Annotated in this window: 11 protein-coding genes; 6 read left to right on the top strand and 5 right to left on the bottom strand. The window is 64.1% G+C overall.

The window, feature by feature from the left end; translation table 11 throughout:
• Window positions 1-8: 8 nt before the first annotated feature.
• A complete protein-coding gene (locus tag PGC08_RS17685; RefSeq protein WP_009881797.1) occupies window positions 9-350 on the bottom strand; it encodes an ArsR/SmtB family transcription factor in 342 nt (113 codons plus the stop codon).
• 89 nt (window positions 351-439) lie between these two features.
• On the opposite strand from PGC08_RS17685, the gene PGC08_RS17690 reads away from it, so the two are divergent.
• The 4 genes from PGC08_RS17690 to PGC08_RS17705 all read left to right on the top strand — a co-directional run bounded on the left by PGC08_RS17690 (window position 440) and on the right by PGC08_RS17705 (window position 5716).
• A complete protein-coding gene (locus PGC08_RS17690; protein WP_271709027.1) occupies window positions 440-1195 on the top strand; it encodes a TetR/AcrR family transcriptional regulator in 756 nt (251 codons plus the stop codon).
• Window positions 1192-2217 carry an ABC transporter ATP-binding protein gene (locus PGC08_RS17695; RefSeq protein ID WP_271709028.1) on the top strand — a complete coding sequence of 342 codons (1026 nt, stop codon included), beginning with the start codon at window positions 1192-1194 and terminating at the stop codon, window positions 2215-2217. Before PGC08_RS17690 ends, PGC08_RS17695 begins: the two co-directional genes overlap by 4 nt.
• Window positions 2214-3920: an ABC transporter permease gene (locus tag PGC08_RS17700; RefSeq protein ID WP_271709029.1), complete on the top strand. Its 1707-nt coding sequence runs from the start codon at window positions 2214-2216 to the stop codon at window positions 3918-3920. Before PGC08_RS17695 ends, PGC08_RS17700 begins: the two co-directional genes overlap by 4 nt.
• 143 nt (window positions 3921-4063) lie before the next feature.
• Window positions 4064-5716 carry an FAD/NAD(P)-binding protein gene (locus tag PGC08_RS17705; protein ID WP_271709030.1) on the top strand — a complete coding sequence of 551 codons (1653 nt, stop codon included), beginning with the start codon at window positions 4064-4066 and terminating at the stop codon, window positions 5714-5716.
• A gap of 36 nt (window positions 5717-5752) precedes the next feature.
• Here the strand turns inward: PGC08_RS17705 and PGC08_RS17710 are convergent, their stop codons facing one another.
• Genes PGC08_RS17710 through PGC08_RS17725 form a run of 4 tightly spaced genes read right to left on the bottom strand, consistent with a single transcriptional unit; the run spans window position 5753 to window position 12028 of the window.
• The gene (locus PGC08_RS17710; RefSeq protein WP_271709031.1) at window positions 5753-8017 is read right to left on the bottom strand and encodes a LuxR family transcriptional regulator; all 2265 of its coding nucleotides are present in this window, start codon (window positions 8015-8017) and stop codon (window positions 5753-5755) included.
• Window positions 8014-8958 carry an LCP family protein gene (locus PGC08_RS17715; protein ID WP_271709032.1) on the bottom strand — a complete coding sequence of 315 codons (945 nt, stop codon included), beginning with the start codon at window positions 8956-8958 and terminating at the stop codon, window positions 8014-8016. The genes PGC08_RS17710 and PGC08_RS17715 overlap by 4 nt, the downstream gene beginning before the upstream one ends.
• Window positions 8955-10088 (bottom strand): aminotransferase class I/II-fold pyridoxal phosphate-dependent enzyme, encoded by a 1134-nt coding sequence (locus PGC08_RS17720; protein ID WP_271709033.1) that lies wholly within the window; start codon window positions 10086-10088, stop codon window positions 8955-8957. Before PGC08_RS17720 ends, PGC08_RS17715 begins: the two co-directional genes overlap by 4 nt.
• On the bottom strand, window positions 10085-12028 hold the full coding sequence (locus tag PGC08_RS17725; protein WP_271709034.1) for an SDR family NAD(P)-dependent oxidoreductase: 1944 nt from the start codon (window positions 12026-12028) through the stop codon (window positions 10085-10087). Before PGC08_RS17725 ends, PGC08_RS17720 begins: the two co-directional genes overlap by 4 nt.
• Window positions 12029-12351: 323 nt before the next feature.
• Here PGC08_RS17725 and PGC08_RS17730 point away from each other — a divergent pair, with 323 nt between their 5' ends.
• Window positions 12352-13422 carry a glycosyltransferase gene (locus PGC08_RS17730; RefSeq protein ID WP_271709035.1) on the top strand — a complete coding sequence of 357 codons (1071 nt, stop codon included), beginning with the start codon at window positions 12352-12354 and terminating at the stop codon, window positions 13420-13422.
• Window positions 13412-14455, top strand: a complete 1044-nt coding sequence (locus PGC08_RS17735) for a glycosyltransferase family 2 protein (protein ID WP_271709036.1) — start codon at window positions 13412-13414, stop codon at window positions 14453-14455. Before PGC08_RS17730 ends, PGC08_RS17735 begins: the two co-directional genes overlap by 11 nt.
• The last annotated feature ends 4 nt before the right edge of the window (window positions 14456-14459 follow it).

Below are 14459 nucleotides of genomic sequence, written 5' to 3' on the forward strand. Positions count from 1 at the left end.
TGGCCTCCTCATCGCTCCGCGGCCTCCTCATCGGCCAACAGATCATCGATGCGTGCGACCCGCGCACGCCATAGGTCCTCTAACTCGCCCAGCAGCGATCGCACAGTGCGGATCGCCGCCATCTCGACATGCGCGATCTGGGCTCTGCCGACCCGCTGCTTCGACACGATCCCCGCTCGTTCGAGAACAGCAACGTGCTTCTGCACTCCTGCGAAGCTCATCTCATAGGATGCGGCGAGCTCGGACACCGAAAGCTCTTCGACCATGACCCGCCGCACGATGTCGCGACGCGTCCGATCGGCCAACGCCTGAAACATCGCATCCACCTGATCGTCGAGAAGTGCTTCCATACCTCGAATCATACAACCATATAGTTGTACGTCAAGAGTTTTCATTGCATTCATTGACACCACGATTGAACACGCGTTTAATATTAAACATGCGTTCAACCCATGATGATTCGAACTCGAAGAAGCAGTCCGCTGCGCAAACTCAGGGAGCCGCGGAGGCACCAGGAGCCACGGAGGAGAAGCCCACCCGCTCCCCGAATGCATCTCCGGAGACTGCCGACCGGATCCGCACTGCAGCGATCCGGGAGTTCTCCACGCATGGGTTCACGAAGTCGACGATCCGCAGCATCGCCTCGGCGGCAGAAGTCTCTCCGGGACTCGTCATCCACCACTTCGGGTCGAAGGAGGGGCTGCGCACCGCCTGCGACAACTACGTCTTCGACGCCATCGCCGAGGCCAAAGCCGCAAACGCCGAGTACGCCACCCAAGCCATGCAGATGATCTTCGAAGACTCGAACATGGCCATGAACATCAACTACCTCACGAAGTCACTGCTCGATCCCAGCGAACACGGCCAACGCTATTTCGAGCACTACATCAGCCTCGTCGAGGACTACATCGCCCATGGCTTCGCCGGATACGTGTTCCGGCAGAGCGAGGATCCGCGGGGGCAGGCGGCGACTATTGCGACTCTGGCGCTGGCCCCGGCGATACTCGAGCACCGGTTGCAGGAATCGCTGGGCACGAACGACACCGCAGGGACGATGACTCGCCTCGCGCCCCACCTCCTTGACCTCTACCTCAACGGCGTCATCGAAGCCATCCCCGAGGGCGCAGACACCAACACAGATTCAGACGGTACAGCCCAAGACCCCACCGATCCCTCTGGAGGCGATCAACCATGACCACGATGACGAACACCCCACCGTCCACCTCGGCGATTTCCGGCGCCGGCTCCATCGCGATCTCGATGCAGAATGTGGTCAAGAGCTATGGCCGGGTCCGTGCACTCGACGGGCTGTCTCTCGACGTTGCCCGCGGCGAGGTCCACGGCTTCCTCGGTCCCAACGGTGCGGGGAAGTCCACGACGATTCGGATCCTGCTCGGAATCCTCAAACACGATGCGGGACACATCAGACTCCTCGGGGAGGACCCCTGGGCGAAGGCGGTGTCGCTGCACCGCAGACTCGCCTACGTGCCCGGCGACGTCGAACTGTGGCCCAGCCTGACCGGCGGGGAGGCCATCGACCTGTTCGCGCGGCTGCGAGGCGGGGTCGATACTCGAAAACGCGATGATCTCATCGAGCGCTTCGATCTCGACCCGCGCAAAAAGGGGCGCACCTACTCCAAGGGCAACCGGCAGAAGGTCGCCCTGATCTCCGCGCTGGCCTCCCATGTCGACCTTCTGCTGCTCGATGAGCCGACAGCCGGTCTCGACCCGCTCATGGAGGCCGTCTTCCAACAGTGCGTCAGGGAAGCGAAGGAGGAGGGACGCACGGTTCTCCTCTCGAGCCACATCCTCGCGCAGGTGGAAGCGCTGGCCGATCGTGTGTCGATCATCAGGTCCGGGACGATCGTCGAATCGGGCGCCCTTGCGGAACTGCGCCACCTCTCCCGCACGACGATCACCGCCGGGCTCGAACACGATGTACCTGCCCTGTCCGAGGTGTCCGGCGTCCATGACCTGACCCGTGAGGGAACGCAGCTGCACTTCAGCGCCGATACCGCGCAGCTTCCCGCCATCATGCGCGCCCTCGGCGAACACGATATCCGGTCGCTGACAGCCACTCCCCCGACGCTCGAACAGCTGCTGCTGCGCCATTACAGTGACCCCGCCGGAAGCAGCTCGACCGACGGCAACCCCACCGATGACAGCTCGGCCGAGGGCGGCTCCGGTACGGGGATCCTCACGAGGGAGGAATCATGACTCTGCTGACTCGCGCCGAGAGCACCGCCGACCACAACGACGGAGAACTCAGCACCACCGGTCATGGGCGTCATGCCGAAGACCGCTCCGGATCTCAGGTGACAGGGCTGTGGACTCTCCTGCGGCTCATGGTCAGACGAGACAGGTGGCGAGCGCCCATCTGGATCCTCAGCCTCACCGCCCTCACCGCCTACTTCGTCAATGCGATCGCTGTAGTCATGGACGAGGACACCCTCGCCTCAATGGTGGTGTTCGTGAAGAACCCCGTGATGGGGCTGATCACCGGCCCAGGCTACGGATTGGACGAGATCACCATCGCCCGCTTCGTCGTGGGCATGTACGGGGTCTTCCTCATGATCGGCGCCGCCCTCATGTCGATCCAGACGATGACCAGGCACACCCGCGCCGAGGAGCAGAGCGGTCGGGCAGAACTCATCCGAGCGAATGTCACCGGTCGCCACACACAGCTTCTCGCCGCACTGATCCTCACCCTGGCGATGAACCTCGTGGCTGGATTCCTCATGTCACTGGCCTTTTACTTCTCCGAGGCGAAGCCGGAGCCCTTCTCCTCTGCGCTTCTCTTCGGCGCGAGCATCGCCGCAGCGGGATGCGTGTTCGCTGCGATCTCCGCGGTCACCGTGCAGCTGACGTCGTTCTCCCGCGCCGCCTCAGGCATCGCCGGTGCGGTGCTGGCCGCGTCGTTCGTCGTCCGCGGCCTCGGGGACATGTCTGCCGTGGCCGGCGGTGACCTGGACTGGCTGTCGTGGTTCTCTCCTCTGGGATGGTCACAGCAGACGGCTCCCTACACCCTCGACAGGTGGGCTCCGCTGCTGCTGTCAGCAGCGGCCGTCCTCGCCCTTATCGGGTTGAGTCTGTTCCTCCAATCCCGCCGCGACCTGTCGGCCGGAATCTTCGCCGACCGCCTCGGCCGGCCCACTGCTTCCCCGTTCCTCTCGACCAGCACCGGGCTCGCACTGCGCCTGCAACGGTCGAGTCTGACCTGGTGGTCGATCGGGATCTTCGCGATGGCGCTCATCTTCGGGTCCTTCACCGGAGCCATGGAAGACGGTGCCGCGGGGATGCCGAAGGAGATCCTCGATCTCATGGGCGGATCAGGCGGAATCGTTGACGGCTACATCGGCTACATGGCCCTCTACTTCGCCATGATCGTCTCCGCCTACGCGATCATCGCCGTCTCCGGTCTCCGGGCCGAAGAGACGAGCTTTCGCACGGAACCGGTACTCGCCGCCGCAGTGGGGCGTGGTCGCTGGGTGCTGTCGTGGACTCTCGTGACGCTCCTCGGCTCGCTCTGGCTCATGACCGTGGCTGGCGTGGGCGAAGGACTGGGCGCGGCCGCATCCACCGGCGACTGGTCACTGCTGGGTCCCGCGATCCTCGGTCACGTCGCGCAGACCGCCTCGGTGTGGGTCCTGCTCGGTCTGGCGCTGGCACTCTACGGACTCGCCCCGCGACTGCAGGGACTGGTCTGGATTCTCTTCGTCTACAGCGCCGGGATGGCCCTGTTCGGGCAGATGATGCGCCTCGACGAGGCAGTCCTCGACACCTCCGTGTTCGTCCACATCGGGCAGTACCCGGCCCAGGATCTGTCCGCCGAGGCGGTTCTGACCCTGACCGCGGCAACCGCGGTTCTCCTGGCGCTGGGTGTGATCGGGTTCCGGCGCCGCAACCTCATCACAGCGTGAAGGCTGGGCCTGTGGGCCCGGAGCGGGCCGAAACGAGATGAATTCGTCACCTCCGAATGACCTCCGTCGGAACTATCCTGGGAACACCGTGCGACGCTTCGACGAAAGCATTCCCAATGATGAGAAACCCTTCGACACATGACGTGGACATCGCTGTCCTCGGCTCCGGCGCCTCGGGAACACATGGGCTGCTGCGCACCATCTCTGAGCTGCGCGACCGGAGGACACCCTTCGATGACCCAATCCGCATCACCGTAATCGATCGCGATGAGCAGTTTCATTCCGGCATCCCCTATGGTCACCGATCCGGCCGCTCCTCGCTGCTGATCTCCGCGTTGGAGAGTTTCCTGCCTGATCGTGAGCGCAGCGATTTCATCAGTTGGTTGGAGGCCAGACGGCAGGAGATGCTCGACTGGGCGAGAGACGATCGCACCCCCGATTCGTCTCTAGCCACACTGATGGAACGGGACTGGATCCTCCGCCATGAAGATGCGGTGCGTGCCGGAGGGTGGGACGACCTCTATCTTCCGCGCAGGCTCTACGGCCAGTATCTGTCCGAACTCGTCGAACGCACTCTCGAGGACGCCCGTGGCCTTGTCGAGGTCGACTTCGTTCACGCCGATGTCAACGAAGTGACCAGTGACGGCAGCGGCGGAGTCCATCTGCGTGAACGCGATGGCGAGGGTGGGATTCCGTTCGAACTCCACGCACATTCCGTGCTGCTGGCCATCGGCTCACCCCCGGTGCGAACTCTCGATGTCTCCGCTGCCGAGCGTCCGAGCACCGACGATCTTCTCGATATGGGACTGGTCGCCGACATCCACACTCCAGACATCGAGCACGTGATCGAGCGGATCAGAGGTCGGCTTGAGAAACTGCCGGTGGAGAAGCGGAGAATTCTGCTCATCGGCGGCAACGCCGACGCCCTCGAATTCCTGCTCGCCTCGCACAGACTCAGGCAGGACACCGGCGCTCGACTCTTCATCCTCTCTTCCCGTGGTCGACCCCACTACTGGCACCACGACCGGCCGGGCGAACGGGCCTCGACCCCGATCCTCGACCGCCTGTTCGCGACAGCCGAGGCGGGAACCCTGTTGCGCGCCCGGGACCTGCATGAGGCCGTCCGTGCAGAACTCAGCGCCGCGATGACCCAGAGGAACGTCAACTCGACGATCGCTGCACTCATCACTGCGGTCGGCTCATCCCTGCGGTACATGGACGATTTCGAACTCTACTCCATGGCCACCGACCATGGAGTCGCCATCTCCGACCTGCTGCGCCGAGCTGGCGGCGATTCCCTCGACTTCCTCACCGACGGCATCAATGACGGATCCATCACCTGCATCCCCGGGCGCTTTCGCGAAGCGGAAGTTCGCGAGGACATGCTCTTCGCGAGTGTGGATCAGCTCCCAGGAGCAGCACCCGGCCCGAGCGACGAGACGAGTCCCACCAACGCCCAGGACAGCCAGGACCATGGCTACGCTGTGATCGTCAATGGGACCGGCTTCGAACGGGTGACGGACACCCGTTCCCCTCTCCTGCGGCAGATGCTCGGATCGGGAACCGTCCGCGCCTCAGCGTCGAGGACGGGGCTTTCCCTCGACGAGAAGTTCCAGGCCGCACCGGGCGTCTTCGTCCTCGGGCCGCTGATCGCCGGGCACCATCACGGGAAGTCGGCCTACTGGCATATCGAGAGCGTCGCCCGGATCATCCAGCTGGCGGGTGCGGTGGCCGACAGCCTCGTCACCGAGACCCTCGTCAAACGCTCGATGAGTGCATACCTGCCGGCCTCCTGAGTCTCGCGGCGAGGCCCGTCGTCGACCGCCCGCTGCCTAGGCTCCCACTGAACCGAGGTAGCCCAGCACCCGAGCGCGAGTCACTGCCGCTTCCCGTCCGCTGACTCCAAGCTTCCGGTAGAGGGAGGAGAGATTGTTCTTCACCGTCCCCTGAACCAACAGCAGATCGCGGGCGATCTCAGCGACGCTGGCCCCCTGATCGAGCTTTTCGAGCAGAGACATCTCGCGGCGTCCGAGCATCGGAAAGTCAACCAGCCCGACCACTGCCTCGCCGAGGCTGGCCAACTTGTCCATGCCCGCTGCGTGGGATTCGCTGCCGAGAGATCGGCGACTCGGTGAATGGGCCAAGGGGACGAGGAGCTCCGTGATCTTCTGCCAGATCGGCTCCTCGGCGCTCATCCGCATCAGCTCCTTCCGCTCCGCCATAGGCAGCCGCACGATCGGCAGCACGGTACCGACAAGCACGGAGAGTTCCAAGAGCTCCACAAACGCCAAGCGCGCGGCTTCCAGATCGCCGAGGCGCAGCAGCGCCGCGGCCTTGATTCCCGTGAGTTCGGCTCGGTCGCGGGTGTCAACGTGATTCTCGTAGTACTGTGCCTCGGCAATGCGAACCGAAGCTTCGTTGCGTCCGGCCACCAACTCGCTGCGCGCAAACAGCACCTGGCTGACTCCCGAGATTCCTGACAGCTTCTCCAACAGCACTTCGGCCCGATGCAGCTGTCCGAGACTGATGAGCATGCCGATGCGTGAGGCCATGAGCATCTCTGCCGTACCGCCCGTCGCACAGACGCCGGGCGCGTGCATATCGATTGATTCCTCCGACCGCAGAAGTGTCGAGCGTGAGCTCGCCACCAGCTGTGAGAGCGTCCTTTCGATGATCGGCACGTGAAACCACAGATCACCCATCTCTGAGTAGTCGCGCATGCGGCGCACGGTCTCCTCCGCTGCGCTCAGATCCAGCTTGTCGATGCTGCGATAGGCCTCGACGATGAGCGCGGCCGGTCGGAAGGTCTGCTCCTGCACGAACGGCGGAACGTCGAGACGTGCGAATTCAACGATCTCCGTGTCGGCACGTTCATGATCACCGGCAAGGTACGAGGCCAGAGCCGTCCAGGCTGTGACGGCAGGAGACAGGAAATCACCGACCACGCTGTCCTCCTTCACCTCGTCCTCGATCGATCTCAGCAGTGCCAGGGCACGCCCCGGCTCACAGGCGAGGACACTGTGGATCGCGGCATGCAGACGAACGATTCGGCTAGGACGGCGTGCCACTCCGCTGGCCACCCAGCCTGCACCTGACTCAGCCGCGGCATGATGTGTTCCTGCGGCACCGAGGCGAGCCATCTCACTCATCACTGCGTGGAACCGCGACGGCGCCCCTGCCTCTCCGAGCAGCACTCGCTCAGCGAGCTGCCCGACCGGATTGTCCTCCGCCCCGAGGTCACGGCGCAGCGCTCCCGGAGCGGTCAGGCGGGCGACCTGCTCGCGCACCACCAGGCTCAACGGCACCCCAGTGGGTGGGACGGCGTCGAGCAGTGCCTCCTGCACCATAGTGGCCACGGTGGTGACCTCTCTCAATTCCGGGACTGCACGCAGCGCGGGAGCTGGCAGCTGGGCGAACGCAGCCACGCTGGATCGGTGGTAACGGTAGAACAGAGAGTATCCGCAGGCGAGGAAGATGCGGTCGAGCAGCTCCCACGCACGCACTCGTCGCGCCAGCACGAGCGCGTTGTCCACCAGCAGCGAATCGGGAGAGCTGGCCAGTTCGAGCTGCGTGGTGAACGCTTCTGCCAGCGACATCTCGACTGCCGCAGTGACACCTTCCAGCCCCTCTTCAATCAGGCTCTTACGTGCCCAGGCTGCGATGAGCAGAGGCACATACCAGTGCGATTCCTCCGGTCCGGCGGTGACGGCACCCGACATCTGCAGACGCAGCAGAACGGTGGGAACATCGGCCCACGCAGGGTCAGTCCACCGCTCGGCCGAGACCTCGAACGCGATCCGGGCGACTCCTTCGTCGAATCCGTCGAGGAGCGACAGCACCTCGAGCGCATGCTGATCGGCGGTCGACAGCGGGAGCGAGAAATCGTCCGTCTGCGAGACGACGAAGTCCGCGAGCCCGGCCGAGCCCAGCAGCTCGTCCAGACTCCGTCCGGTGGTTTGGACTGCCGACACCGCAACACCGGCAAAGGACTCCCAGCCGCCGCTGGCGGCGTGGATGATCCGCGCCGCATCGTCATCGAGATTGAATTTTGTCTGCAGCTCCGCAGTAGTGAGCTTCTTCGCAGCCTGGTCGATCATCTGTGTCTGTCTTCCGCTTGGAAGCCGTTGTCGGAGTCGGTGTCATCAGGGACGACGGGAACCTCTGTCGGAGCGGTCACGAAGTCGAAATCGTCCGCGCTGATTCCCTTGAGCTCGGATCCCAGCTTGGCCAGCGTGCTGGCGTTGAGTCCGGAGTCCACGGTGAGGAAAGGACTGAGCACCCGTACCAGTTCAGACATCTTCAGCGGGTTGAGCTCATAGTCGGCAGACAGCACCTGCGTGCCGACTGCGCGAATGAACTCCTGCTGATTGCGGATGCGCTGCAGGTCACCGTTCGCGAACGCCGTGCGCTCGCAGACGAAGGCGAGCGCCGCCGCCCCATCAAGCGTGTTGGGCCCGATGCTGAAGTCATGACCTCCGGATTCGAAGGCCGCCGAGGACACGACGTCGACACCGCCGACGAGATCGGTCAGATCGCTGAGTCCGGCGAGATCGATGACAGCGACATGGTCGATGTCGATGGCGAGGAATTCGGAGACCGTCTGCACGGCCAACGGCAGTCCTCCGACTTCGGCGGAGGATTCGACAGTGCCCTGCCCATGGCCCGGCACACTTACCCAGGTGTCGTTCGGGATGGAGACGAGCTCGACCCCGCTGCGGTCAGCAGGAATGTGGACGACCATGATCATGTCCGTCGGGAATCCTGCGGAAGCCGTGGAGTCAGTGGCTGCGGTGGAGTCCGGAGCAGCTTCCGGAGAGTTGGTGCCGAGGAACAGAATGTCGACTGCCTCCGGCCCAGCACTCCTGTCCTCCTGCTTCGATGACGCCAGCTGTTTCGCCAGAGCAGGGTCGTCGGTCTTCGCGGTTCCCGAATCCCAGGACAGCCCCAGATACCCGGTGTATGCACCGACTCCGGCTCCGACGAAGAGGAGGGCGAGGACTGCGAGGCCCGCCCCGATGATGATCGTCTGCTTCTTCATACTCCTACCGCCTCATCGATGTAGGCTGCGATCTCCGCAACCACCTGGCTCCGGTCCTCCGGCGGCAGGTCCGTGCTCGACGGAAGCGCCAGCCCAGTCCGAAACAGTTCCTCCGCACGGCCGGTGATGTAACGCCGATCGCAGCCAGCGTGCACAGGCTGCAGGTGCATGGGTTTGAACACAGGGCGAGTTTCGACTCCGCGCAGCAGCAGCGATTCACTCAGCGACCAGGCATCGGTGCCTGATTCGGGTCCGACGATGAGCACGCTCATCCAGCAGTTGCCGTCGGCGGCGTCGAGGACTCGCATTCCGCTGACTGATCTCAGCGCCTCGTCGTAGGCCCGATTGTGGGCCCGTTTGATCGCCACGATCTCCTCAAGTCTGTCCAACTGAGCCAGACCGAGTGCCGCGAGAAGATTGGACAAGCGGTAGTTGTATCCCACCTCGGTGTGCTCATAGTGCACCACCGGCTGCCGCGCCTGGGTCGAGAGATAGCGAACCCGTGCGGCAGTCTCGGGGTCGGAGCAGAGGACCGCACCACCCGAGGAGGTGGTGATGATCTTATTGCCGTTGAAGGACAGTGCGGCAACCTCGCCGAACGATCCGGCCGGCTCCCCACTCAGACTGGCTCCCAATGATTCGGCGGCATCGGAGACGACGACGGCATCATAGGCCGCGGCGATCTGCCCGATGCGCAGGTAGTCAGCGGGTCGTCCGTAGAGGTCGACGGGCATCACCGCACGGATCGGACGTCGTGTGGCCAGGGAGTCCGCGCAGGCGGCCTCGAGCACCGCGACATCCATGAGACCTGAATCATCGCAGTCGATGAACACCGGTTCGGCGCCGAGGTAGTGGAGGGCATTGACCGTCGCGGCGAAGGTGAGCGTCGATACCGCAACACGGTCTCCGCGCCCGATCCCCTGTACCAGCAGGGCCAGATGCAGCGCAGCGGTTCCAGAACTCACCGCCACGGCATGAGACCGACCGGTGACAGCGGCCAACCGTGATTCGAACTCATCCAGCTGTGGGCCTGCCGGAGCCACCCACCCGGATCGCAGTGCCGCAACGACCGCGCTTTCTTCCTTCACCCCCACAGATGGGATGCACAGGGGAATACGCATCGTCGTCATGACCAGCTCGTCCCGGCCAGGTCGCGCCTGCCGGCAGTCTGGCCGACTCCGGCCACTTCGACAGCGGGCATCTCGGCAGGCATCTCAACGAAGTTCGAGATGGAGGGCGCCGAGGTGAGCGCACCAGCCGGTGCTGTCCCGTCCACTCCGTCCACGGTCTCCACATAGCAGTCGCGGATGTTCTCGAGGGTTGCGCCCGGGACGGGAACCGCCGTCGGGTCCAAGGGTGAGACCTCGACCGTCCATGACACCCCGTTGGCCGAGGTGCGATCGAGCTCATCGGGCGAGAACAGCTCCTCGTGCAGCTTCTCCCCCGCACGCAAGCCGGTGTAGACAATGGGACACGACCGCCCGGTCAGGGCCATCACCCGCTTCGCCAAGTCGACGATGCGGACGGGTTTGCCCATGTCGAGGACCTGCGTCTGGCCGCTGCCGCCCAGGGCCGCGGCTCGCAGCACCAGGAGGCAGGCTTCGGGAATGGTCATGAAGAACCGCGTGACATCAGGGTGTGTCACGGTCAGCGGACCACCCCGTCGGATCTGATCGGCGAAGGAGATGAGCACCGACCCACGTGAACCGAGGACGTTTCCGAAGCGCACCGACACATAGGGAAGGCCCGTTGCGGCCGCATAGTGGGCGGTGAAGCGTTCTGCGACGAACTTCGACCGCCCCAACTCGCTGCTGGGATTCGCCGCCTTGTCCGTGGAGATGTTGACGAATCTGCCGACACCGTGTTTCTGGGCCGCGCGCAGGACGTTCAACGAACCGTGCACATTGGTCTTCCACCCTTCAGCGGGATAGCTTTCGAGCATCGGCAGATGCTTGAGCGCGGCCGCATGGATGACGATGTCAGGCTTGTGCTTGGCGAACGCATGGTCCAGCGCCTGCGGGTCACGGATATCGGCGAGGACGAGGTCAGGAGAATCCATCAGGGCTCGCCCCTCGAGGCTCATGCACAATGCGTGCAGCTCAGACTCGTCACGGTCGAGCATGATCAGTCGTCTCGGATCGTGCCGCGAGATGATCCTGCACAGTTCGGATCCGATGGAGCCGCCGGCCCCGGTCACGAGCACGGTGCGACCTTCGACGAGATGGGAGATCTGATCGCTCTCGGGTTCGATGGCGGGCCTGCCGATGAGGTCGGTGACGTCGAGATCGCGGATGTCGGAGAGCCCGATGTCCGATGAGAGCATGTCCAGGGGCGAAGGCACTGCCCGCACCCAGGTCGTCTCGGGCTCCAGACGCTGAACAAGGGAGGCGAACACCTGCGCCGGTGCATCGGCGATGCCGACGATGACTCCGGCGGCATGCGAAGCGGCAACCACCTCGGCGACGGTAGAGGTGGTGCCACGGACGGGAACACCGTGGATGAGCTGCCGAGCCTTGGTCGGGTCATCGTCGATGATGGCCACGGGACGGTAGGGGCTGAGCGGATCCGCCATCATCTGGGAGACCAGGGAAGCCCCGAGGTCACCGGCGCCGACGATGATGACCGGCTCACCGGCCAACGGCACCAGCTTCAGCTCCTGGAGGACTCGGACAGCCTGCCTGACGAAGACCATGAGCGCTTGGGCGAAGAGCAGAGCCAGAAGCAGCCAGGGGATGTCCTCCCGATATTCCGGCACTGCGCCCATCACGGCGGTGCCGGTGAAGAGTATGGCCGCGACCACGCCCTGGTTGCGCAGTTCACGGTCGGAGCCGAGCTGATACCGGTTGCGATACAGCGAGAGCAGGTAGCCCAGGCCGAGCTGACCGATGACGAGTGTCGGCAGCAGGAGAAGAAACTCGCCGCCCCAGACTCGCCCGAACAGGGAGACGACGAGGAACCACGAGATGATGAGGGCCGACCCGTCGAGACAGGCCAGGCCGAGAGCACTGGAGTAGGGCCGACGACGAGGACTGTCAGCGGCGGACGGCAAAGGGGCTGGGAGTTCATTCATTGTTTTCACGAGGCCCAGGATTCCCCAGCCCTCTCACAGCCGATAGGGGGTTACCTCCGGACAGCGACGTGTCACTACTCTGTCATGATCAGGTCATCACTGGCTCCCGATACTCAGTCACCCGCAATGACCTGGAACTTGTGGATCAAACCCCCTCACACCGCCCCTCAGACACTCGGGTGCCCCGAGATTCCGCCCTCGACGGTTGACCGCACGGAGTCTGCGGGTGACCGTAGACCGCAGCGATTTCGACGATTTCACGTCCCGCGTGCTCCTAGTCTGAGAGCGTCAGCGACAGCAGGGAACAGGGACGGTGAAGCAACGTGAGAATCGGCTTATTGGCCAGCACCGGTGGGATGTTGGACTCCTTCTTCATCGAGATCGCACAATCGTGGCGATCATATGGAAACACCGTCAGCTTCGCTGCCGGATCAGCGATGGTCTCGGACGAGGCGACGCTGATCCCCGGGCTCTCCCGTCGTCCCGACCCGGGCACGATTCGAGCCCTGGCCGGCCTGCGGCAGTGGGCGGAGGGCGAGGATCTCGAGGTCATCGTCACGAACTCGGCAACCGCCTCGGCGCTGGTGAGACTGGCCGGAACGAAAGTGCCCATCGTCTACTTCTGTCACGGACTGCACTGGAACGAGCTCAACTCGATCTCGGACCGGGTCTGGCCGATCCTCGAGCGCATGCTCCTGCCGCGCACCGCCGGAATCATCTCACTCAATGCGGACGACCAGGCATGGTTCGCCGAGCGCATTGAGAGCTCTCGTCGGCTGTATCTGTCGGCCGGAGTCGGCCTCGACCTGGCTCGCTACCCCGTCAGAGACTTACCCGACGGTCCGCTCAGCCTGTGCTGGATCGGGGAGTTCTCCCCTCGCAAACGTCCGCATCTGGCCCTGGAGGCAGCGGCCGAACTGCAGCGACGAGGAATCGACTTCCATCTCGAGATGCTCGGCGAGGGAGTCTTTCGTGCGCAGATCCGTGATGAGATCTCTGCCCGGGGACTGTCGGGTATCGTCTCCGCAGATGGTCCAGGCGATGCGGCCGCGGTGCTCGCCGACAGTCATGCACTGGTGCACACCGCACAGTGGGAGGGTCTGCCCCGTGTCATGTTGGAGAGCCTGGCGATCGGCCGCGGCAGCTATGCCTTCGACGTCAAGGGCGTGCGTGACATTCCGCTGGCACAGCTGAGCGTCGACGGCGACGTAGAAGAGCTGGCCACTCGGATCGCCGCTGACTGGGAATCGGGACGACTGCGCCGACCCCTGACCTTCGACCGAGACCTCCTCGACTACTCACATGCCGCCGACGGAATCCGGCAGTTCCTACCCACCTTCATCCGCACCGTGTCGACGACGTCTGCCAGTCGGAGAGAACCTCATGTCGAATGATGCTCTGATCTCCGTCATCATCCCCGTCCACAACGGCGAGAGGTACCTGCAGGACTGTCTGTGGTCGGTACTCACTCAGTGCCATGAGCATCTTGAGCTCATCGTCGTCGACGACGGGTCCACCGACAGCACACCGGAGATCCTTGAAGAACTCAGCTCGAGGGACCCCCGAATCATTCGTCTGCAGACCGACCATGCCGGAGCCTCGGCGGCTCGCAATGCAGCGCTGGCGAGGGCAGGTGGTGAGTGGATCATGTTCGTCGACGCCGACGACCAGCTCCTCAGCCCTTGTCTGCTCACAGCAATAGCCGACTCCTCGGACTCCGCCCTCGACGTGGTCACCTTCGAGACCAGCAGCAGCCCCGCCGATATCGCCGATGCCCACGACGCCGCGCTCCTCCCACGGCACAGGTGCATCGCCGGTGAAACCCGACTCACGAGGCCGAAGCGGGTTCTCGACCCGTCCTATCTGGGCCCGAAGATCATCGACGAATCGTTCAATACGGTCTGGAACAAGGCCTACCGTCGTTCGACGCTGGCCCGCTCGGGGGCGCGTTTCCCCGTTGGGGTCCACCTCGGCGAAGATCTGCTGTTCAATCTCTCCTTCGCCCGTGCAGCTTCGACCGGGAGCCACCTGCCCCTGCTGGGCTACTACTACCGGCGAGACAATTCAGCGTCGGTGACCAAACGCTTCATCCCCAGAAAACACGAAGAGCTGATGCTCGTCAATGATGCTCTGCAGCAGTTCGGCTCGGACCTGAGATCGCCCGAGCTGATCGCCGCGGCCGGATACATTCGGGCCAAGAATGCGGTGTCCTCGACCAGGGACCTCCACCACCGGCAGTGCCCACTCCCCCTGCGGGAGAAGTTGGCGGCGGCCAAGACCTATCGCAGTGCGGCGACACGGGTGGCCGTCCGCGGCCTGAGACCCGTTCAGCTGATGTTCGGCTCCGTCTACAATCTGCTCGATCATCGAGTGCTGTTCCTCCTCACCGGGGTCCTCGCCGCGGCGAACCGGCGGGCCATTCGCTGAACCG

Origin of the sequence: Brevibacterium sp. BDJS002 (assembly GCF_028201555.1) — a bacterium.
Lineage (GTDB): Bacteria > Actinomycetota > Actinomycetes > Actinomycetales > Brevibacteriaceae > Brevibacterium > Brevibacterium aurantiacum.

Excerpts from the sequence above, each read along its gene's own strand:
- PGC08_RS17685 (WP_009881797.1), bottom strand. The coding sequence starts at position 350 with ATGGAAGCACTTCTCGACGATCAGGTGGATGCGATGTTTCAGGCGTTG.
- PGC08_RS17690 (WP_271709027.1), top strand. The coding sequence starts at position 440 with ATGCGTTCAACCCATGATGATTCGAACTCGAAGAAGCAGTCCGCTGCG.
- PGC08_RS17695 (WP_271709028.1), top strand. The coding sequence starts at position 1,192 with ATGACCACGATGACGAACACCCCACCGTCCACCTCGGCGATTTCCGGC.
- PGC08_RS17700 (WP_271709029.1), top strand. The coding sequence starts at position 2,214 with ATGACTCTGCTGACTCGCGCCGAGAGCACCGCCGACCACAACGACGGA.
- PGC08_RS17710 (WP_271709031.1), bottom strand. The coding sequence starts at position 8,017 with ATGATCGACCAGGCTGCGAAGAAGCTCACTACTGCGGAGCTGCAGACA.
- PGC08_RS17715 (WP_271709032.1), bottom strand. The coding sequence starts at position 8,958 with ATGAAGAAGCAGACGATCATCATCGGGGCGGGCCTCGCAGTCCTCGCC.
- PGC08_RS17720 (WP_271709033.1), bottom strand. The coding sequence starts at position 10,088 with ATGACGACGATGCGTATTCCCCTGTGCATCCCATCTGTGGGGGTGAAG.
- PGC08_RS17725 (WP_271709034.1), bottom strand. The coding sequence starts at position 12,028 with ATGAATGAACTCCCAGCCCCTTTGCCGTCCGCCGCTGACAGTCCTCGT.
- PGC08_RS17735 (WP_271709036.1), top strand. The coding sequence starts at position 13,412 with ATGTCGAATGATGCTCTGATCTCCGTCATCATCCCCGTCCACAACGGC.